Source organism: Aeromonas sp. FDAARGOS 1410 (assembly GCF_019048745.1).
In the GTDB taxonomy this organism is placed as follows: Bacteria; Pseudomonadota; Gammaproteobacteria; order Enterobacterales; family Aeromonadaceae; genus Aeromonas; species Aeromonas jandaei.
This window is the reverse complement of sequence record NZ_CP077401.1, coordinates 304,602-323,790: the sequence shown is the minus strand read 5'-3', so window position 1 is coordinate 323,790 and position 19,189 is coordinate 304,602. Positions and strand designations below refer to the sequence as shown.

Annotated in this window: 18 protein-coding genes; 12 read left to right on the top strand and 6 right to left on the bottom strand. The window is 61.1% G+C overall.

The window, feature by feature from the left end:
- Positions 1-18 precede the first annotated feature (18 nt).
- The 4 genes from I6L40_RS01500 (at position 19) to I6L40_RS01485 (ending at position 3,778) form a co-directional block, all read left to right on the top strand.
- Complete coding sequence (locus I6L40_RS01500; protein ID WP_005339598.1) at positions 19-282, top strand: YihD family protein; 264 nt, start codon at positions 19-21, stop codon at positions 280-282.
- Positions 283-437: 155 nt separating this feature from the next.
- The gene (gene ccoG, locus I6L40_RS01495; RefSeq protein ID WP_042031955.1) at positions 438-1,889 is read left to right on the top strand and encodes a cytochrome c oxidase accessory protein CcoG; all 1,452 of its coding nucleotides are present in this window, start codon (positions 438-440) and stop codon (positions 1,887-1,889) included.
- 74 nt (positions 1,890-1,963) lie between these two features.
- Entirely contained in the window at positions 1,964-2,953 is a 990-nt protein-coding gene (locus I6L40_RS01490; RefSeq protein WP_208737576.1) for a serine/threonine protein kinase, read from the top strand.
- A gap of 216 nt (positions 2,954-3,169) precedes the next feature.
- Complete coding sequence (locus I6L40_RS01485; protein WP_041209469.1) at positions 3,170-3,778, top strand: thiol:disulfide interchange protein DsbA/DsbL; 609 nt, start codon at positions 3,170-3,172, stop codon at positions 3,776-3,778.
- 72 nt (positions 3,779-3,850) lie between these two features.
- Here the strand turns inward: I6L40_RS01485 and pncB are convergent, their stop codons facing one another.
- Together pncB and I6L40_RS01475 are read right to left on the bottom strand one after the other, a co-directional pair.
- Positions 3,851-5,029, bottom strand: a complete 1,179-nt coding sequence (gene pncB / locus I6L40_RS01480; RefSeq protein ID WP_041209470.1) for a nicotinate phosphoribosyltransferase — start codon at positions 5,027-5,029, stop codon at positions 3,851-3,853.
- A 1-nt stretch (position 5,030) separates the two neighbouring features.
- Complete coding sequence (locus tag I6L40_RS01475; protein ID WP_216994893.1) at positions 5,031-5,666, bottom strand: nicotinamidase; 636 nt, start codon at positions 5,664-5,666, stop codon at positions 5,031-5,033.
- A gap of 74 nt (positions 5,667-5,740) precedes the next feature.
- Here I6L40_RS01475 and I6L40_RS01470 point away from each other — a divergent pair, with 74 nt between their 5' ends.
- Positions 5,741-6,391, top strand: a complete 651-nt coding sequence (locus I6L40_RS01470; RefSeq protein WP_216994892.1) for a DNA mismatch repair protein MutT — start codon at positions 5,741-5,743, stop codon at positions 6,389-6,391.
- Positions 6,388-6,891 (top strand): DUF523 domain-containing protein, encoded by a 504-nt coding sequence (locus I6L40_RS01465; protein ID WP_071913704.1) that lies wholly within the window; start codon positions 6,388-6,390, stop codon positions 6,889-6,891. Before I6L40_RS01470 ends, I6L40_RS01465 begins: the two co-directional genes overlap by 4 nt.
- Here I6L40_RS01465 and I6L40_RS01460 read toward each other — a convergent pair.
- The 3 genes from I6L40_RS01460 to I6L40_RS01450 all read right to left on the bottom strand — a co-directional run bounded on the left by I6L40_RS01460 (position 6,816) and on the right by I6L40_RS01450 (position 10,328).
- On the bottom strand, positions 6,816-7,781 hold the full coding sequence (locus I6L40_RS01460; protein ID WP_071913706.1) for an acyltransferase: 966 nt from the start codon (positions 7,779-7,781) through the stop codon (positions 6,816-6,818). The genes I6L40_RS01465 and I6L40_RS01460 overlap by 76 nt on opposite strands.
- 6 nt (positions 7,782-7,787) lie before the next feature.
- Positions 7,788-8,687, bottom strand: a complete 900-nt coding sequence (locus I6L40_RS01455; RefSeq protein WP_071913708.1) for an acyltransferase — start codon at positions 8,685-8,687, stop codon at positions 7,788-7,790.
- A 126-nt stretch (positions 8,688-8,813) separates the two neighbouring features.
- Complete coding sequence (locus I6L40_RS01450; protein ID WP_071913710.1) at positions 8,814-10,328, bottom strand: YifB family Mg chelatase-like AAA ATPase; 1,515 nt, start codon at positions 10,326-10,328, stop codon at positions 8,814-8,816.
- Between the two features lie 384 nt (positions 10,329-10,712).
- Here I6L40_RS01450 and ilvG point away from each other — a divergent pair, with 384 nt between their 5' ends.
- The 6 genes from ilvG to ompA all read left to right on the top strand — a co-directional run bounded on the left by ilvG (position 10,713) and on the right by ompA (position 18,424).
- Positions 10,713-12,359: an acetolactate synthase 2 catalytic subunit gene (ilvG, locus tag I6L40_RS01445; RefSeq protein WP_071913712.1), complete on the top strand. Its 1,647-nt coding sequence runs from the start codon at positions 10,713-10,715 to the stop codon at positions 12,357-12,359.
- The gene (gene ilvM, locus I6L40_RS01440; protein ID WP_005342011.1) at positions 12,356-12,634 is read left to right on the top strand and encodes an acetolactate synthase 2 small subunit; all 279 of its coding nucleotides are present in this window, start codon (positions 12,356-12,358) and stop codon (positions 12,632-12,634) included. Before ilvG ends, ilvM begins: the two co-directional genes overlap by 4 nt.
- A gap of 12 nt (positions 12,635-12,646) precedes the next feature.
- Positions 12,647-13,591 (top strand): branched-chain amino acid transaminase, encoded by a 945-nt coding sequence (locus tag I6L40_RS01435; protein WP_216994891.1) that lies wholly within the window; start codon positions 12,647-12,649, stop codon positions 13,589-13,591.
- Between the two features lie 143 nt (positions 13,592-13,734).
- Positions 13,735-15,576: a dihydroxy-acid dehydratase gene (gene ilvD / locus I6L40_RS01430; protein WP_071913716.1), complete on the top strand. Its 1,842-nt coding sequence runs from the start codon at positions 13,735-13,737 to the stop codon at positions 15,574-15,576.
- A gap of 3 nt (positions 15,577-15,579) precedes the next feature.
- Entirely contained in the window at positions 15,580-17,100 is a 1,521-nt protein-coding gene (ilvA, locus tag I6L40_RS01425; protein WP_071913718.1) for a threonine ammonia-lyase, biosynthetic, read from the top strand.
- 232 nt (positions 17,101-17,332) lie between these two features.
- The gene (ompA, locus tag I6L40_RS01420; RefSeq protein ID WP_216994890.1) at positions 17,333-18,424 is read left to right on the top strand and encodes a porin OmpA; all 1,092 of its coding nucleotides are present in this window, start codon (positions 17,333-17,335) and stop codon (positions 18,422-18,424) included.
- A 373-nt stretch (positions 18,425-18,797) separates the two neighbouring features.
- Here the strand turns inward: ompA and I6L40_RS01415 are convergent, their stop codons facing one another.
- Positions 18,798-19,100: a hypothetical protein gene (locus I6L40_RS01415; protein ID WP_071913722.1), complete on the bottom strand. Its 303-nt coding sequence runs from the start codon at positions 19,098-19,100 to the stop codon at positions 18,798-18,800.
- Between the last annotated feature and the right edge of the window lie 89 nt (positions 19,101-19,189).

Sequence of the window (19,189 nt, the reverse complement as noted above, 5' to 3'; positions counted from 1 at the left end):
AGATTAAAGAGGTTGTCTATGCAATGTCATCGTATCGAAGAGCTGCTGGAGTTGTTGCAGCCTGCCTGGATCAAGGAACAGGATCTCAGCCTGGTGCAGTTTGTTGCCAAACTGGCCCAAGAAGCGGGTTTTGAAGGTCCCCTGTCCGAGCTGACCGACGACATGCTGATCTATCACCTCAAGATGCGGGAATCCGACAAGCAGGCGATGATCCCGGGTCTGGCCAAGGATCACGTGCCCGATTTCAAAGAGGCACTGCTCAAGGCTCGCGGAATCAAGTGAATCTTGAATAGAAGCACATCACCGCAAGGTGATGTGCTTTTTTGTTGCCGAAATTTGCGATCCAACCCCAATATTAGATACATCTAATCCACACAATTAGCAGGTTGTTTAAGATATAATCCGCTCCATAACAAATAAGGGAGCGATGTCTTGCAATGGCCGATCACGAGAAAATCGATATCAAGGATGTCACCGACAAGAGCGTAACCGGGACTTTCAACCCCAATACGTTCAAAGCCAGCGATGACAGATTCAACCCCGGCAACCGTATCTACGTCCGAGCCCAGACCGGTTACTGGCAGCGGGTGCGCAAAGGGATGGGCTGGTTCTTCGTTGCCCTCTTCGTGCTGCTGCCCTGGCTGCGCTACGAGGGGCGACAGGCGGTGCTGTTCGACCTCGGCCATCAGCAGTTCCACGTCTTTGGTGCCACCATCTGGCCGCAGGATCTGACCCTGCTCGCCTGGCTCTTCATGATCGCCGCCTTCGGGCTCTTCTTTATTACCACCTTCCTCGGTCGGGTCTGGTGTGGCTATCTCTGCCCGCAGACGGTCTGGACCTTCATGTTCATCTGGTTCGAAGAGAAGCTGGAAGGGCCGGCCAACAAGCGGCGCAAGCTGGACGAAGCACCCTGGAGCGGCGAGAAGCTGGCTCGCAAGGGGGCCAAGCATCTGGCCTGGCTGCTCATCTCGCTGGTCACCGGCCTGACCTTTGTTGCCTACTTCCAGGATGTGACCCGGCTGGTGCCGGATGTGCTGACCCTCAAGGCGAGTGGCTGGGTGCTGTTCTGGGTGAGTTTCTTCACCATCATCACCTACGGTAACGCCGGCTGGATGCGCGCCATTATGTGTATCCACATGTGCCCCTATGCCCGCTTCCAGTCCGCCATGTTCGACAAGGATACCTTCATCGTCGGCTATGACCCCAAGCGGGGCGAGACCCGCGGAGCTCGCTCCCGCAAGGCCGATTACAAGGCGCTGGGGCTGGGTGATTGCATCGACTGCGACCTCTGCGTGCAGGTCTGCCCGACCGGTATCGATATCCGTGACGGTCTGCAGTACGAGTGCATCAACTGCGGCGCCTGCGTCGACGCCTGTGACCAGACCATGGAGCGGATGGGTTATCCGAAGGGGCTCATCAGCTACACCACCGAGCACAAGCTGGCCAACGACTCTACCCATGTGGCGCGGCCCAAGCTGATTGGTTATGGCCTGGTGATGGCCACCATGCTGGGGGTGTTTGCCTACAACGCCATGTCCATCATGCCTATGGGGCTCGATATCCTGCGGGATCGCAACCAGCTGTTCCGCGAGAACAACGACGGGCTTATCGAGAACACCTATACCCTCAAGATCCTCAACAAGACCCTGCAACCCCAGACCTACCAGCTGGATGTGGAGGGGCTGCCCGAGTATCAGTGGTTCGGCCCCCGTGAAGTGACTCTTAAGGCGGGCGAGATCTACACCCTGCCGGTCAGTCTGGCGGTGGATCCCTACAACCTGAAGCGGCCGACGCTGGATATCCAGTTCGTGCTGAAACGGGAGGGGGCGGCGCCTGATGACAGCAAGGGTAACCTGCGTCAGGGCAGCAAGTTTATCGGCCGGTTGTAACGGTCTGGCCTACCGCCATGCACGGCAATGGTGGGCAGTAGTGATAGAATGGGGCGCAACGGCGCCCCTTTCTTATGGTGGATGACATGCGTTTCAACTATTCCGATCTCACTCCCGACCTCATCATGGATGCGCTGGATCTCAGCGGTCTGCGGCTCGACTCCGGTCTTATCGAGCTCAACAGCTACGAAAACCGGGTCTACCAGTTTCAGGATGAGGATCGTCGCCGCTATGTGGTGAAGTTCTACCGACCCGGCCGCTGGAGCCGGGCCCAGATCCTCGAAGAGCACGAGTTTGCCGCCCGCCTCTGTGAGGCGGAGATCCCGGTCGCTGCGCCGCTCGCTTTTGCCGGCGAGACCCTGCTGGAGCATGAGGGCTACCCGTTTGCCATCTGGCAGAGCGTCGGGGGACGCCAGTTCGAGGTGGACAACCTCGACCAGTTGGAGTGGGTGGGGCGCTATCTTGGCCGCATCCATCAACTCGGAGCCAGCAAGCCGTTCCACCATCGGGTTCGTCTCGACGTGGATAGCATGCTGCACGAGCCGCGTCAGCTGTTGGCGTCTGGCGAGTGGCTGCCAAGCGGGCTGGCCAAGCAGTTCTTCGGGGTGCTGGATGAGCTGATCAAGCATGTCAGCGACGCCATGACCCTCGATGTGGCGCAGATCTCCCTGCATGGTGACTGCCACCCGGGCAACATCCTCTGGCGCGATGGCCCCATGTTTGTCGACCTCGATGATTGCCGCACCGGCCCTGCCGTTCAGGATCTCTGGATGATGCTGAATGGCGAGCGCAACGAGCAGCTGATCCAGCTCGACACCCTGCTGGCTGGCTACGAGGAGTTCATGGAGTTCGACACGCGCGAGCTGGCGCTCATCGAGCCGCTGCGGGCGATGCGCATCGTCCACTACATGGCCTGGTTGGCACGGCGCTGGGAAGACCCGGCCTTCCCCCGTCACTTCCCCTGGTTCAACACCGATCACTACTGGCGCCAGCAGATAGCGACCCTGCACGACCAGCTGGAGGCGCTCAAGGCTCCGCCGCTCACCCTGACACCCGGCTGGTGAGCCAGCTGGCCGGAGTGGCAGGGGATGAGTCAGCAGAGGTTATGCGCGGGCTGTCGCCGTTCCTGATCACCGGTCGGCAGCGAAGGGAGGAGATGAGCGGCAAGAGGGACTCAATCTCCTGTTCTGGCCATTGACTGGGCAGAGGTGACGCAATAGGCTTGGCACTGCTTCGGTTCGCCGGGCGTGCCTCACAGTGATCCCTTAACAGGAAACATCATGAAAAAAATCCTATTTTTCCTTGCTGCCATGCTGATGATCCCCATGGTTCACGCCGCCCCCGAGTTCAAGGAAGGCGTCAACTACGATGTGGTGAAACAGACTGGTACCGCCCAGCCGGAAGTGATGGAGTTCTTCTCCTACTACTGCCCGCACTGCGCCACCTTTGAACCGATCGTCGAGCAGATGAAAGCCGAGCTGCCCAAGGGCGTCACCCTGAAGAAGAACCCGGTCGGTTTCCTCGGCCGTGAAATGGGCCCGGAGATGCAGCGTGCCTACGCCGTTGCCAGCCTGCTCAACGCCGAAGCCAAGCTGACCCCGGCCATCTTCAACAAGATCCATGTTCAGCGTCAGCCGCCGATGAGCCGCGATGACGTGAAGCAGCTCTTCGTCGCTAACGGTGTACCGGCCGAAGAGTTTGACGGCGCCGTTGACAGCTTCGCCGTGTCCGGCATGGTCTCCCAGTTCGATCGCAACATGGAGAGCTACAACATCCGTGGCGTACCGGCCTTCCTGGTGAACGGCAAGTACATGATCAAGATTGAATCCATCTCCTCTCAGGAGCAGTTCAACCAGCTGGTGAAATTCCTGCTGGCCAAGAAAGACTGATCACTCTTGAGTCGATAAAAAAGCCCGCCGGTGCAAACCGGCGGGCTTTTTGTTTTCTGGCAATCTGGCAGGTCAGACCCCGACGTGGAAGGCCTGCTTGAGATTGCGGATAAACTCCGCATCCCGGCAGAGGGTCTTGCCCGGGCTGTCGGAGATCTTGGCAACCGGGCCGCCATTGCACTCGATCAGCTTGAACACGATGTTCATCGGGCTGACGCCGGGCAGGTCGCAGGTGAGCTTGGTGCCGATGCCGAAGCTGGTGTTGATTCGGCCGCGGAAGTGGCGGAACAGTTCGACCGCCTTGTCGAGATTGAGGCCGTCGGAGAAGACCAGGGTCTTCTCGGCAGGGTCGATACCGAGGCGCTGATAGTGGCTGATCGCCTTCTCGCCCCATACCACGGGATCGCCGGAGTCGTGGCGCAAGCCCTGATAGCGGCTGGCCAGCTCGAAGTCGAAGTCGCGCAGGAAGGCATCCATGGTGATGCAGTCGGTCAGGGCGATGCCGAGATGGTCGGTGAACTCGTCCAGCCAGCTGGTGAGGGCGGCGCGCTGGCTGTGTTCGAGCGGGAAGCCGAGCTGCTGGTGAGCCTGGAACCACTCGTGGGCCTGGGTGCCGACGGCTGGCAGCTGGTACTTCTGGGCCAACATGTAGTTGCTGGTGCCGCGAAACGCCGGCAGCCGCTCCTTGAGGCGACCCACCACGGCATCCTGTACCGCGTGTGAGAAGCGGCGGCGGGTGCCGAAGTCGATGAGGTTGAACTCGCTCATCTCGTCGCGACTCAGCTCCCGCTCCAGCTTGTCGAGCTTCTGATCGAGCCGCTCCAGCGCGTGGCTGACGCCAAACTGGGGGTAGCGGAAGCGGTTGCGCATCTCGCTGATGATGGCGAGCACCGGGATCTCCCACAGGATCACATCCTGCCACGGCCCCTCGACCCGCACATTGATGCGGCCATCCTGTTCGAACACCTTCAGCAGGGAGGCGTCGAGCGGCTTGCGACGCAGATGGTCGAGGTAGTCGGGAGTGAAGAAGGGGCGCTCGGCCAGAAAGTGGTGCTCGGATTTGGTCAGCCGCAGGGAGCCGGCGAGGCGCAGTTGCTCCTCGATCTGCCCCATCATGGGCAGCAGGTCCTCTTCGTTGCGGCTGTGGAATTCAGCCACCACCTCGGCATCCGGATAGCGATGAAACACCGCTTGCTGCATATGCAGCTTGTAGGCATCGGTGTCGAGCAGGCTGGTTAGGATAGGGGGCATATCAGGCGTCCAGCAGGCGTTGAACATCGGTCAGGGTCTGGGCCAGTTCGGCGCCAGCCTCGATCATCTGGGTGTGGGCGCTGGCAATCGTCTCGGGCGCAATGCCACGGCAGGCATCGAGGTGGACGATCACCCGGAAACCGGCGCGGCGCAGTTGCAGCACGCTGGTCTTGACGCAGTAGTCGGTGGCGAGGCCGCCGACCAGCACAGTGGTGACATCACGGGCTTGCAGGAATTCGATGAGGCCGGTACTGCGGCGCTCGGCCAGATCGTGGAAACAGGTGCCATAGGGATGCAGGTCAGGCTCGACTCCCTTCCAGATGAAGAAGTCGTAATCGATAGGGGCGGGCAGGCCGTCGAGCAGCTCGAACCCCTTGCTGCCGGGGACGCAGTGTACCGGCCAGGTGAGATCGGCGTTAGGAAAATCAAGCGGTTGCAGCATGGTAGCAGGCTCGCTGGCCACCCAGACCGCATTGGCGGGGTGGGCATCCTTGCTGCCGATGCGCAGGCTGGCGAGGGTGGCCTGAGCGTTGAGGGCCGCCACAATATCATCCCCGCCCGCGACGGGCAGTTCGTTCGGGCAGAGAGGGGTAAAGCCCTTCTGCGCATCAATATCCAGACTGGCGACGGTTCCCATGATTGGCTCCTGCACATACTATTCGTGTGATATTATCTACCAAACATTAATGGAAGGCGAGCAGGGCGATCGGGATGCTGAGAATGAGTCTGGATATGGTGGTGCTGCGGTTGCATGAGGAGCGGCTCGAACTGCTGCTCGAGACCCGCGATCGCCCCCCTTTTGCCAACTGCTGGCAACTGCCTGCCCTGCGCATCGACGAGACGCTGGACTGGGATCTGGACGCCGCCCAGCGCCGCCTGCTGGCGGAGTGGGGGCTGGGTGACTGCTACAGCGAGCAGGTCTGCACCCTCGGCAATCTGGAGCGGGATCCCCGTGGCTGGTCCACCACCCTGGTTTACCTCTGTCTGGTGGCGCCTGAAGTGGAGACCCGCCACGGTTGCTGGCATCCGGTTTCGACCCTGCCGGGCATGAGCCTCGCCTTCGACCATCTCCAGCTCATCGCCAAGGGGCTGGAGCGGCTGCGCATCAAGAGCCGCTACAGCACTCTGCCGCTGCAACTGCTGGGTACCGAGTTCACCCTCTCCGAGGTGCAGCGTGCCTTCGAGATCATCCTGCAAACACCCATGAATACGGCCGCCTTTCGCAAGCGGATCCACCGCGCTGACATCCTGGTGGACACCGGCCGCAAGCGTACCGGCAAGCAGCGCCCCGCCATTCTCTACCGGTTGGAAAGCCCCTGCTGCGTGATGTTCGATCAGGTGATGCATGGAGCGGAAGCATGAGCGCATCCCCTGTTCGTGTGCTGGTCAGCGCGTGTTTGCTGGGCCAGCCTGTGCGCTACGACGGTCAAAGCAAGGGGATCGTCAGCGACTGGCTGAGTGAGCTGGGTGCCGAGGGGCGGGCTCTGGCGTTTTGCCCCGAAGTGGCGGGTGGTCTGCCGACCCCGCGTCCTCCTGCCGAACGGCAGGGAGATCGGGTAGTGACGGCGAGCGGGCTGGATGTGACTGAAGAGTTTGACCGCGGCGCCGAGCTGGCGCTTAAAATCTGTCAGGCGCAGGGTATTCGCTTCGCCTTGCTGAAAGAGGGGAGCCCCTCATGTGGCAGCGGCCGTATCTATAACGGCCGCTTCAAAGGGGTTTCTGTGGCGGGCGAGGGCAAGACCACCGCCCTGCTGCGCCGCCACGGTATTGCAGTGTTCTCGGAGGATCAATTGGCTGAGTTGGCTTCTGCGCTCTCTTTGGATGCATCCCCGGATTTGGCGGCCACCGGCAGCGGCTCCTGACCGCTCTGCCACCCCTCCAGCACCTCGTCCTTCTCCTGCCAGCGCTGGTTTAGCCACTCCTGAAAACCGCGCTTGAACTGCTTGTCATTGAAGTAGTCGCCAACCAGCGCCTCATCCACCGGCAGCTCTTCGATCCGTACCTGAATGCGTTGTACCCGTCCCATCAGGAAGTCCTTGAACGGGGTCTCGGCGTTGTCCGGATAGCGGATGGTGACGTTGATCAGGCTGTCGAACTGCTCCCCCATGGCTGCCAGCGTAAAGGCCAGTCCTGCCGCTTTGGGCGGCATCAGGTGGCGATAGCGGGAGCGGGCAGCATCCCGTTTCTGCTCGGTGAAGCGGGTCCCTTCCACGAAGTTGATGACGGTGGTGGGGATGTGGCGAAACTTCTCGCAGGCATTGCGGGTGGTCTCGATATCCTTGCCGCGCAGGTGCGGATTTCTTAACAGAAATTCTCGCGAATAGCGGCGCATAAAGGGCATGTCGAGCCCCCAGCAGGCCAGCCCCAACAGCGGGATGTAGATGAGCTCGTGCTTCATGAAGAACTTGGGCATCGGCAGCCGATCCCGGAACAGGTGGCCGAGCACCACGATGTCGGTCCAGCTCATGTGGTTGCTGATGATGAGATACCAGCCATCCTTGCGCAGCCGGGTGCTGTCCTCCACCTGCCAGTCGATGCGGGTGGTGAGGCGGATCACCAGCGCGTTGCAGGCCAGCCACAGGCGCATGAAGCGGTTGTTGAGGCGGCTGCAGGCGCGGCCAAAGGCTGGCACCGGCAGCAGCAGTTTTGCCAGCGAAACCAGCAGGATCAGGCTGGCGCACAAGGCGGTAAAGAGAATGGTCAGGCCGGCGCTGATGATCAGCACCAGCGGGCCGGGAAGCATGGATAACATGAGTATTTACTGCGCCTTGGTTGCCAGCAGCTGGTTCAGGGTCTGGTCTTTTTCGTGCCAGATCCCGTTCAGCCACTGCTGAAACTCTTGTTGGAACTCGGGGTCATTGAAGTAATCCCCCACCAGTTTGCGGTCGATCGGCAAATAGCGGATCTGAACCTTGATTTGCCCGACCCGGCCACACATGAAATCCCAGTAGCTGGGAATGCCGTCCGGATAGGCGATGGTGACATCCACCAGTTGATGCAACTGGTCACCCATGGCGGCCAGAGTAAAGGCGATGCCGCCTGCGCGCGGATGGAGCAGGTGACGATAGGGCGAACCCTGCTTCTGATGTTTGCCCTTGGTGAAGCGGGTACCTTCGACGAAGTTCATCACACTCACTGGAATGTGGCGGAACCGGGCACAGGCTTTACGGGTTGTCTCTATGTCTTTTCCCTTCAGATGGGGATGCTTTTCCAGAAATTTCCTGGAATATCGCCGCATGAAGGGGAAGTCGAGCGCCCACCATGCCAGACCGAGAAAAGGTACCCAAATCAGCTCTTTCTTGAGGAAAAACTTCAGGAAGGGAATTTTTTGGTTAAAAACCCGCTGCAGTACCAGTATGTCGACCCAGGATTGATGGTTGGCAATCACCATATACCACTCATTCCGGCGCCCTTTGTCCACTCCGACCACATCGAAAGGGGTTCTGATGATGGTTTTCTGGATCAGATTGTTGAAACCGATCCAGCAGCTGGCACAACCATCCAGCAGCCAGTTGCAGAGGGTACGCCACCCCTTGATGGGGAGCAGAAGTTTGAGCAGACCCAGCGAGAAGATGGGAACAAACCAGAAGAGGGTGTTGAAAAAATAGAGCAGGGTGGAGAGGCTGCCGCGCAGTCGCTCTATCAGCTTGTTGGGCATGAGTCGGGTCCGTCTTGCTGTCGATAAAGGGCCATCAAGTGGTCAGATCTGTGGCCATAATATCAGCCGATGGCCCGTGAGACCATTCAGAGCCGTTACGGGGTTGGACTCACCCTTTCCCTTCTGTCAGCTGCTGCGCAGTCGCGATAGCAGCCGATCCATGGCCCGGTAGCCGAGCGCCTCGATAAGATGCTCCTTGCCGATAGCGGGTTGCCCGACCAGATCGGCGATGGTACGCGACACCCGCAGGATGCGGTGCCAGGCCCTGATGCTGAGCCCCAGCTTCTGGATAGCACTTTCCAAAAATTCGGCATCTTGCGGTGATAGTCGGCAAATATCCTCTATTTCGCGACTATCCAGCAGGTTGTTGAGCTTACCGTTGCGGCTCAGCATCCGCTCCCGTGCCGCCAGCACCCGATCACGGATCTGCTGGCTCGACTCCCCCCGCTCCGCCTTGCCGGTCAGGCTCCCCTTGGGCAGCAGCGGCACTTCCACCGTCAGGTCGAAACGGTCGAGAAAGGGGCCGGAGAGTTTGCCGAGGTAGCGCAGGATCTGATCCGGGCTGGAGCGGGTCTGGCCGTCACCATAGTGGCCGCAGGGGCTGGGGTTCATGGCGCCGACCAGCTGGAAGCGAGCGGGGAAATCCACCTGACGGGCGGCCCGGCTGATGGTGATGTGGCCCGTCTCCAGTGGCTCGCGCAGGGAGTCGAGCACCTTGCGCTCGAATTCGGGTAGCTCGTCGAGAAAAAGCACTCCGTTGTGGGCCAACGAAATTTCGCCGGGCCGCGGGTGGCTGCCGCCGCCCACCAGCGCCACCGCCGAGGCGCTGTGGTGGGGTGTGCGGTACGGTCTGTGGTGCCAGTGGCCGGCGCGCGGAGTGAGGCCCCCGATGGAGTGGATGGCGGCGGTCTGCTGCGCCTCCTGCTCGCTCAGCGGCGGCAGAATGCCGGGCAGACGGCTCGCCAGCATGCTCTTGCCGGTTCCGGGCGGGCCGATGAACAGCAGGTTGTGGCTGCCGGCGGCGGCGATCTCCAGCGCCCGCTTGGCCTGTGACTGGCCGATCACATCCTGCAGATCCGGTACATCGGGCAGGCTCTCCGCGCTTTGTTGATCCGGCAGCGGCAGTTCGTACTGGCCGGCCAACCAGGCGGTGACGGCCAACAGTTGGTGAGCGGTGCGCACCTCGGCATCCTGGATCAGCGAGGCTTCGGGGCCGTTCTCCCGCGGTACCAGCAGGGTACGCCCCGCATCCCGGCAGGCGAGCACGGCGGGCAGCACACCGAGCACGGGGCGGATCTCGCCGGTCAGGGCCAACTCGCCTAAAAATTCGTGATCAAGCAGGTATTTTGCAGGTATTTGTTTTGAAGCTGCGAGAATGCCGATGGCGATGGCCAGATCGAAACGGCCCCCCTCCTTGGGCAGATCGGCGGGGGCCAGATTGACCGTGATGTGTTTGCTCGGGAACTCGAAGTTGCCGTTGAGCAGGGCACTGCGCACCCGATCCCGCGACTCTTTCACCGAGGTTTCCGGCAGGCCGACCATGTTGAAGGCGGGCAGGCCGTTGGAGAGGTGGACTTCCACTGTAACTTGCGGGGCCGCGATCCCGAGGCTGGCACGGCTATAAACCACAGCTAATGACATAAATCCCGTCCTTGAGTTGATATATGTTCTGACTAACTGCTTATTGTTGGTTTTTTATTCCATAGTTCCGGCTGAGGAATAGCCAAAATCAGTGGGTTGTCACAGAAAAAAGGCTTGCCCAATAAAAATCACCGTGCTAGTTCTAATAGCCATTCGCGGTAGAAACCGCCCCAATTTCACAGGATTTCCGGTTGTAACTATGAACATGGCCTCCCGTTTCGTCAGCATTATTGTGGTCCTAGTGGTGATTATTATCTCACCGCTCGGGGCTCGTTTAGCTGCACGGAACAAGGGATAGACCCACCACCGGACAGAACGAAACAAGCGACCCCCGAGCCTCACAGCCCGGGGGTTTTTTTTCGACCAAAGGACAGGATTTTCCACATGAACGGCGCGCAGTTTTTGGTACAGGCTCTCAAGAAACAGGGTGTGACCCAGGTGTTTGGTTACCCGGGCGGGGCCATCATGCCGGTCTACGATGCCCTGTATGACGGTGGTTTGGCCCATCAGCTCTGTCGCCACGAGCAGGGCGCCGCCATGGCTGCGGTCGGTTATGCCCGCGCCTCCGGTCAGGTGGGGGTCTGCATCGCCACCTCCGGCCCCGGCGCCACCAATCTGGTGACCGGTTTGGCGGAGGCGCTGCTCGATTCGGTGCCGCTGGTGGCCATCAGCGGTCAGGTGCCCTGTTCCGCCATCGGCACCGATGCATTTCAGGAGGTCGACGTGCTCGGCATGTCCCTCTCCTGCACCAAGCACTCCTTTATGGTGACTGATGCCGCTGATCTGGGGCGGGTGTTGGCAGAAGCTTTCGCCATCGCCACTGAAGGTCGCCCCGGGCCTGTGCTGATCGACCTCCCCAAGGATGTGCAGCTGGCTGCCGTGCCGCCCCAGAGCCCGCTGTTTGCGGTGGAAGAGCCGGAAGCGCTCACCCCCTCGGAGCTGACCGCAGCCCGCACCCTGCTGGCTGCCGCCGAGCGTCCGGTGCTCTACGTCGGTGGCGGAGTGGGCATGGCCAATGCCGAGCAGCAGTTGCGTGACTTTGCTGCCGTCACCGGCATGCCTGCGGTCACCACCCTCAAGGGGATTGGCGCGCTCGACCCCGACAGTACCGTTTATCTGGGCATGCTCGGCATGCACGGCACCAAGGCGGCCAACTATGCGGTGCAGCAGTGCGATCTGCTGCTGGTGGTGGGCGCCCGTTTCGATGATCGGGTGACCGGCAAGCTGGAGGAGTTTGCCCCCGAGGCGAAGGTGATCCATCTCGATGTGGATGCCGCCGAGTTCGGCAAGCGCCGTGCCGCCGAGGTGGGGATCACCGCGGATCTCAAACAGGTGCTGCCGCGCCTCGCCATGACTCTCGACATCGCCCCCTGGCGTGAACACTGCGCCGCCATGGCCCGCGAATACGCATTTCGCTACGACCACCCGGGTCAGGCCATCTATGCCCCAGCTCTGCTCAAACAGCTATCTGCCAAGTTGCCGGAGAGCAGCGTGGTCGCCTGCGACGTGGGTCAGCACCAGATGTGGGTGGCCCAGCACATGCGCTTCACCAGCCCGCGCAACCACCTCTCCAGCGCCGGTCTCGGCACCATGGGGTTCGGTCTGCCCGCCGCCATCGGCGCCAGGATGTCGCGCCCAGAGGATGAAGTGGTGCTGGTAAGCGGTGACGGCTCTTTCATGATGAACGTGCAGGAGCTCGGCACCATCCGCCGCGCTCAGCTCAAGGTGAAGATGGTGCTGCTGGATAACCAGCGCCTCGGCATGGTGCGCCAGTGGCAGGAGCTGTTCTTCGACGGCCGCTACAGCGAGACCATCCTCTCCGACAACCCCGATTTCGTCGCCCTGGCTGCCGCTTTCGGCATTCCGGGTGAGACCATCACATGCAAGGAGCAGATAGCCGGAGCCCTCGATCGCCTGCTGGCAAGCGAGAGTGCCTACCTGCTGCATGTGGCCATTTCAGAGGAAGAAAACGTCTGGCCCCTGGTTCCGCCGGGAGTCGCCAACCACCAGATGATGGAGCAACGCCCATGAACCCGCACACCCTTGCCCAGCCAGCATTTGCACAACACACCCTGCATATCCATGCCCAGCCCAGACCGGAAGTGATGGAGCGGGTGCTGCGGGTGGTGCGTCACCGCGGCTTCAATCTCTGCGCCCTCAACATGGAGCAGGATTGCCAACAGCTGCGGATCACGGTTACTGTCGAGTCGGTGCGTCCCATCCAGCAGTTGTGGAGCCAGCTGGTGAAGCTGGTGGACGTTTCCCGGGTCGATGCACTGGAACAGCAACCCCGGATCAGAGCTTAAGGAGCCAAGCCAATGTCACAGCCTTCCCAATCCGCCACTCACCCCCAATACATCTGGTTCAACGGCAAACTGGTGCCCTGGCAGGATGCCCAGATACACGTGATGAGCCACGCCCTGCACTATGGCTCCTCGGTGTTCGAGGGGGTACGCGCCTACGATACCCCCAAGGGCACCTGCATCTTCCGTCTGCAGGAGCATACCCGCCGCCTGTTCGACTCCGCCAAGATCTACTGGATGGATGTCCCCTACAGCGAGTCCGAAGTGAATGAAGCCTGCCGCACCGTGGTGCGCGAGAACGGCCTGAAGAGCGGCTACCTGCGCCCGCTGGCCTTTGTCGGCAACGTGGGGCTGGGGCTGCATCCGCCGCTGGATGCCAAGGCAGATCTGATGGTCGCGGCTCTGCCGTGGGGCGCTTATCTGGGGGAGGAGGGGCTGAAAAACGGGGTGGATGTGTGCGTCACCTCATGGAACCGGCTCGCTCCCAACACCATTCCCACCGGCGCCAAGGCGGGCGGCAACTATTTGTCCTCCCAGCTGATCAGCCGCGAGGCCAAGCGCAACGGCTTCGCCGAGGGGCTGGCGTTGGACGTGAACGGCTATCTGAGCGAAGGGGCGGGTGAGAACCTGTTCCTGGTGAAGAATGGCGTGCTGTTCACCCCGCCCGCTACTGCCGCCATCCTGCCCGGCATCACCCGTGACACCATCATGACGCTGGCCCGCGATCTCGGTTATGAGGTGCGCGAGCAGGCGCTGCCCCGCGAGGCGCTGTACGTCGCAGACGAGATCTTCATGACCGGTACCGCCGCCGAGGTGACCCCGGTGCGCTCCGTCGATCGGATGAAGGTAGGCGCTGGCAGCCGTGGCCCGGTGACCGAGCAGCTGCAGAACGCCTTCTTCGGCCTTTTCAATGGCAAGACCGAGGACAAGTGGGGCTGGCTGACGCCCGTCAATGACTGATGAGAGAGGGGAGGCGCTGTGCCTCCCCGAGTCGCTTCCGGTGAGTGCTTCCCATAGGAGTCTTCACCAGGATCGATTCCGATCCACTCGTATCATTACCGCATAACGCATCGAGCCCATATGGGCATTCAGGGAGTAGAGACATGCCGAAGTTGAGATCCGCCACCACCACCCACGGACGTAACATGGCCGGGGCCCGCGCCCTGTGGCGTGCCACCGGAATGACCGATCAGGATTTCGGCAAGCCCATCATCGCCGTGGTCAACTCCTTTACCCAGTTCGTGCCGGGCCACGTGCATCTCAAGGACTTGGGGCAACTGGTGGCGCGCGAGATCGAAGCTGCGGGCGGCGTCGCCAAGGAGTTCAACACCATCGCCGTGGATGACGGCATCGCCATGGGCCACGGTGGCATGCTCTACTCCCTGCCATCGCGGGAGCTGATTGCCGATTCGGTGGAGTATATGGTCAACGCCCACTGCGCCGACGCCATGGTCTGTATTTCCAACTGCGACAAGATCACCCCGGGGATGCTGATGGCGGCCCTGCGCATCAACATTCCGGTGATCTTCGTCTCCGGCGGCCCGATGGAGGCGGGCAAGACCAAGCTCTCCGACCAGATCATCAAGCTGGATCTGGTAGATGCCATGATCCAGGGCGCCGACCCCAAGGTGTCGGACTCCCAGAGCGAACAGGTGGAGCGCAGTGCCTGCCCCACCTGCGGCTCCTGCTCCGGCATGTTTACCGCCAACTCCATGAACTGTTTGACCGAGGCGCTCGGCCTCTCCCAGCCGGGCAACGGCTCCATGCTGGCGACCCACAGCGACCGCGAGCAGCTGTTCAAGCTGGCGGGTCAGCGCATCGTGACTCTGGCCAGGCGCTGGTATGAGCAGGACGATGCTTCGGCACTTCCGCGCAACATCGCCACCAAGGCGGCATTCGAGAACGCCATGGCGCTCGACATCGCCATGGGTGGCTCCACCAATACCGTGCTGCACCTGCTGGCAGCGGCGCAGGAGGCGGGCGTCGACTTCACCATGGCTGATATCGACCGCATGTCCCGCAAGGTGCCGCAGCTCTGCAAGGTGGCGCCCTCCACCCAGAAATACCATATGGAAGATGTGCACCGCGCCGGTGGCGTGGTCGCCATTCTGGGCCAGCTGGAAAAAGCGGGTCTGGTGCATGGGGATGCCCGTACCGTGCTGGGTTGCTCTCTCGTCGAACAGCTCAATGAATATGATGTCAGCCGCCAGCCCAGTCAGGAGGTGGTGGACTTCTACCGCGCAGGCCCAGCTGGGATCCGCACCACCAAGGCGTTCAGTCAGGATTGTCGCTGGCCGGAGCTGGATCTGGACAGAGCCGAAGGGTGCATCCGCTCGCTGGATAACGCCTACAGCCAGGAGGGGGGGCTAGCGGTGCTCTCTGGCAACCTCGCGGTCAATGGCGCCATCGTCAAGACTGCCGGAGTGGATGAGGAGAACCTCACCTTCCGTGGCCCGGCCCGTGTATTCGAGAGCCAGGAGAGCGCGGTAAACGGTATCCTCGACGGTACCGTGAAAGCAGGCGAAGTAGTGGTGATCCGCTACGAAGGGCCGAAAGGGGGCCCCGGCATGCAGGAGATGCTCTACCCCACCACCTATCTCAAATCCATGGGCCTCGGCAAGGCGTGCGCCCTGATCACCGATGGCCGCTTCTCTGGCGGTACCTCGGGCCTCTCCATCGGTCACGTCTCGCCGGAAGCAGCCTCTGGCGGCACCATAGGTCTGGTGGAGGATGGCGACATCATCAGCATCAACATCCCGGCCCGCAGCATGGTGCTGGAGGTGGCCGACAGCGTGCTGGCTACCCGCCGTGTCGCCGTCGAGGCTCGGGGCTGGAAGCCGCTCGATCGTCAGCGTCAGGTCTCCTTTGCCCTGCGCGCCTATGCCATGTTCGCCACCAGCGCCGACAAGGGCGCGGTGCGCGATCGCTCGATGCTGGGGGAATAAACCATGGTCTCTGCGGCTGATTATCTACGCAAGGTGCTGCTCTCACCCGTCTATGAGGCGGCGCGAGTCACCCCCTTGCAAACCCTGAAGAAACTCTCCGAGCGGCTCGGCAATCACGTCAGCCTGAAGCGAGAGGATCTGCAACCGGTCCACTCCTTCAAGCTGCGCGGTGCCTACCACAAGATCGCTACCCTGACCGAGGAGCAGAAGGCGCGCGGCGTCATTGCCGCCTCTGCCGGCAACCACGCGCAGGGGGTCGCTCTGTCGGCCGCCAAGCTCGGCATCAAGGCGATCATCGTGATGCCCAAGACCACGCCGGACATCAAGATCGACGCGGTACGTCGTCAGGGCGGCAACGTCATGCTGTTTGGCAACAGCTTCGATGAGGCTTATGGCGAGAGTCGCCGCCTCTCCGAGCTGGAGGGCTACACCCTGATCCCGCCGTTTGACGACGTCGAGGTGATCGCCGGGCAGGGCACTATCGGCAAGGAGCTGTTGGAGCAGGATACCCACCTCACTCACGTCTTTGTACCGGTGGGCGGTGGCGGGTTGGCAGCCGGGGTGGCGGTCTATATCAAGCAGCTGCTGCCGGATGTGAAGGTGATCGGGGTGGAGGCGGAGGGCTCCGCCTGCCTCAAGGCCGCGCTGGCGGCCGGCGAGCCGGTCAATCTGGAGCGGGTCTCGCTGTTTGCGGACGGGGTGGCGGTCAAGCGCATCGGCGAGGAGACCTTCCGCCTGTGCAACCAGTATCTGGACGAGGTGGTGACAGTCTCCAACGACCAGATCTGTGCCGCGCTGAAAGACATCTTCGACGACTGCCGCGCTATTGCCGAGCCGTCGGGGGCGTTGTCGCTGGCGGGTCTGAAAGCCTACAGCGAGCGGGAGCAGGTCAAAGGGGGGCGGATGGCGGCCATTCTCTCCGGCGCCAACGTCAACTTCCACAGCCTGCGCTACGTGTCGGAGCGCTGCGAGATTGGCGAGAAGCGCGAGGGCATGCTGGCGGTGACTATTCCCGAGCGCAAGGGGGCCTTCCTCGACTTCTGCCGTCAGCTCGGCCCCCGCATGGTGACCGAGTTCAACTATCGCTACGCCGATGCCGAGCAGGCGTCGCTGTTCGTCTCGGTGCGCCTCACCGGTGGTGACGAAGAGCTCGGCCAGATCATCGATCAGCTCGGCGGCAACGGCTACCCGGTGGTCAACATGACCGAGAGCGAGCTGGCCAAGAACCACGTGCGTTACATGATTGGCGGCCGCCCGGCCCGGCCCCTCGGTGAACGGCTCTATAGCTTCAAGTTTCCGGAGCAGCCGGGCGCCCTAATGCGCTTCCTCGAGACCCTCGGCTGTCGCTGGAACATCAGCCTGTTCCACTACCGCAACCACGGTGCCGACTATGGCCGGGTGCTCTGCGCCTTCGAGCTGCCGGACGAGGACGTGGCCGCCTTCCACGACTACCTGCACGAGATTGGCTACGGCTGGAAAGAGGTGAGCGACGACCCCGCCTACCGGCTGTTTCTGGCCAGTTGATGGCGTGATCGCGATAAAGAAGGAGGGAGGCGTCGGCCTCCCTTTTTTATTGGCAGGCCGCTAACTGGCTGTTTTTAGCGCAGATATTGCAGGCAAGCTCACACTCCTGATGGCTTGGTCATTTGAGGCTGCCTGCGGATGGGATAACCTGAATGCGGCGAGGCCGCCTGACGGCTTCACACAGGGAGAGTGCGCATTCAGGCGCCTAAACGACTTATTGCAGAGGCTGAACATGAATAAATCGATGCTTGCCGTGTTGGTCGGCGGATTGCTGGCTGCGGGCGCCGTGCAGGCGGCTGCTCAGGACAACACCTGGTATGCCGGTGGCAAGGCCGGTTGGTCCAACTACTACGGTGTAGATAAAAACCAGGATATCGCCAGTGACTTCAATGCTGTAGGCAACAACAGCGAGGACAAGAACGATCTGGGGCTGGGTGCATTCGCCGGTTACCAGCTCAATCCCAACCTCGGTTTTGAACTGGGCTACGACTGGCTCGGGAAGTACAAGATGAGCGGCGGCAGCGGGGCGACGGCACTCGATGGCGAGGTGAAGAGCCAGCTGGTGCAGGCCACCATGAAGATCAGCTTCCCGGCGACCAGCACTCTTGATCTCTATGGTCGTCTGGGTGGCGGCTATGCCTGGGCCGACAGCAAGATCAGTGGTGCAGCAGGCAGTGCCACCGGCAAGAAACATGGCGCCGCCTTTGTCGGGGCGCTGGGGGCCGAGTACACCATCGACCAGAACTGGGCGGCGCGGCTGGAGTACCAATACACCACCCCGCTGGGCGACACCTCCATCGATCGTTCAGGCATCGAGCTGGACAACGGCTTGCTGGCGTTCGGCATGCTCTATCGTTTCGGCCAGCAAGGGGAGGCCGCCTCGGCTCCAGCTCCGGTAGTTGCCGCGCCGGCTCCGGCCGTGGTGGTAGCACCCAAGGAGTTCAGCCTGAGCTCCGACGTGCTGTTCGAGTTCAACAAGGCGACCCTCAAGCCGGCCGCCAGCGAGGCGCTCGACGCTCTGTTCAGCCAGATCGTGGCAGCCAATCCGAAGGACGGGGTGGCAACGGTGATCGGCTACACCGACCGAATCGGTTCCGACAATTACAACCTCGCCCTCTCCGAGAAGCGGGCCCAGAGCGTGGCCAGCTATCTGGTGGCCAAGGGACTCTATGCCGACAAGGTTCGGGTCGAGGGGCGTGGCAAGGCCAATCCGGTGACTGGCAACAGCTGTGCCAGCCACTCCAAACAGGCGCTGATCGCCTGTCTGGCACCGGATCGCCGGGTCGAAGTCCATCTGGAAGGGGTTTCCCATCCGGCTCAATAAGATGACAAGAAAAGCGGGAGGCCTGGCCTCCCGTTTTTTTATGGACAACAGGTCGTGCAAGGCAATGAATCAGCGAATATTTTCGATATGGAAAATATCGGTGATATGGGAGGTAAATAAATAGATGAAAAAATATCGATTTAAACTTTGCTCCCGCAGAGCCTTTTGGTTAGAATCCCTGCGTGTTATCAACAGATGGATGAATATTATGGACTGCGACAGTTGTAGCCGATTGCAAATTGCGATGCGGGTTTACCAGAGCTGAGGCCGAATATTCTCTCTTTTCCTCCTCACTCTGATTGCTCGAACGTAGCATTAGAGTGCAGCATTTCAATGAGTCACCACTGACTCCCGCAACAGCCAAGGCCCCGTTTTAACAGGGTTTGTCGTTGCAAACCGGATTGTTCCGCTCATCTGCGAGCCGCACCGCCTCGCGAATCATGTAATCGTACGCTTCATCGTCGCCCCTGTTGCGCCGCAAGTCCGTGTTGCCGTCGAGCAGCATCTGACTGGCCGTTGTGCAGCCGGAGCGCGAGCGGGCGTCGAAGAACAAGATGAATTCCACCATATTGAAAACGGCTCTGTTTTCGATAGGCGTGGTTGCGAACAAATATATCTTGGATGTGTGTGAAATATATATTTGGTGGTTTTGATTTTCCGCTGAAATATATTTCATGGCCTGTCACTTTTCTGTGAATGGCCAAATGAAACACGCCTGACATTATTTGACTCGCGCAATTATCTTGTAGTTCGCAATTGTTATCC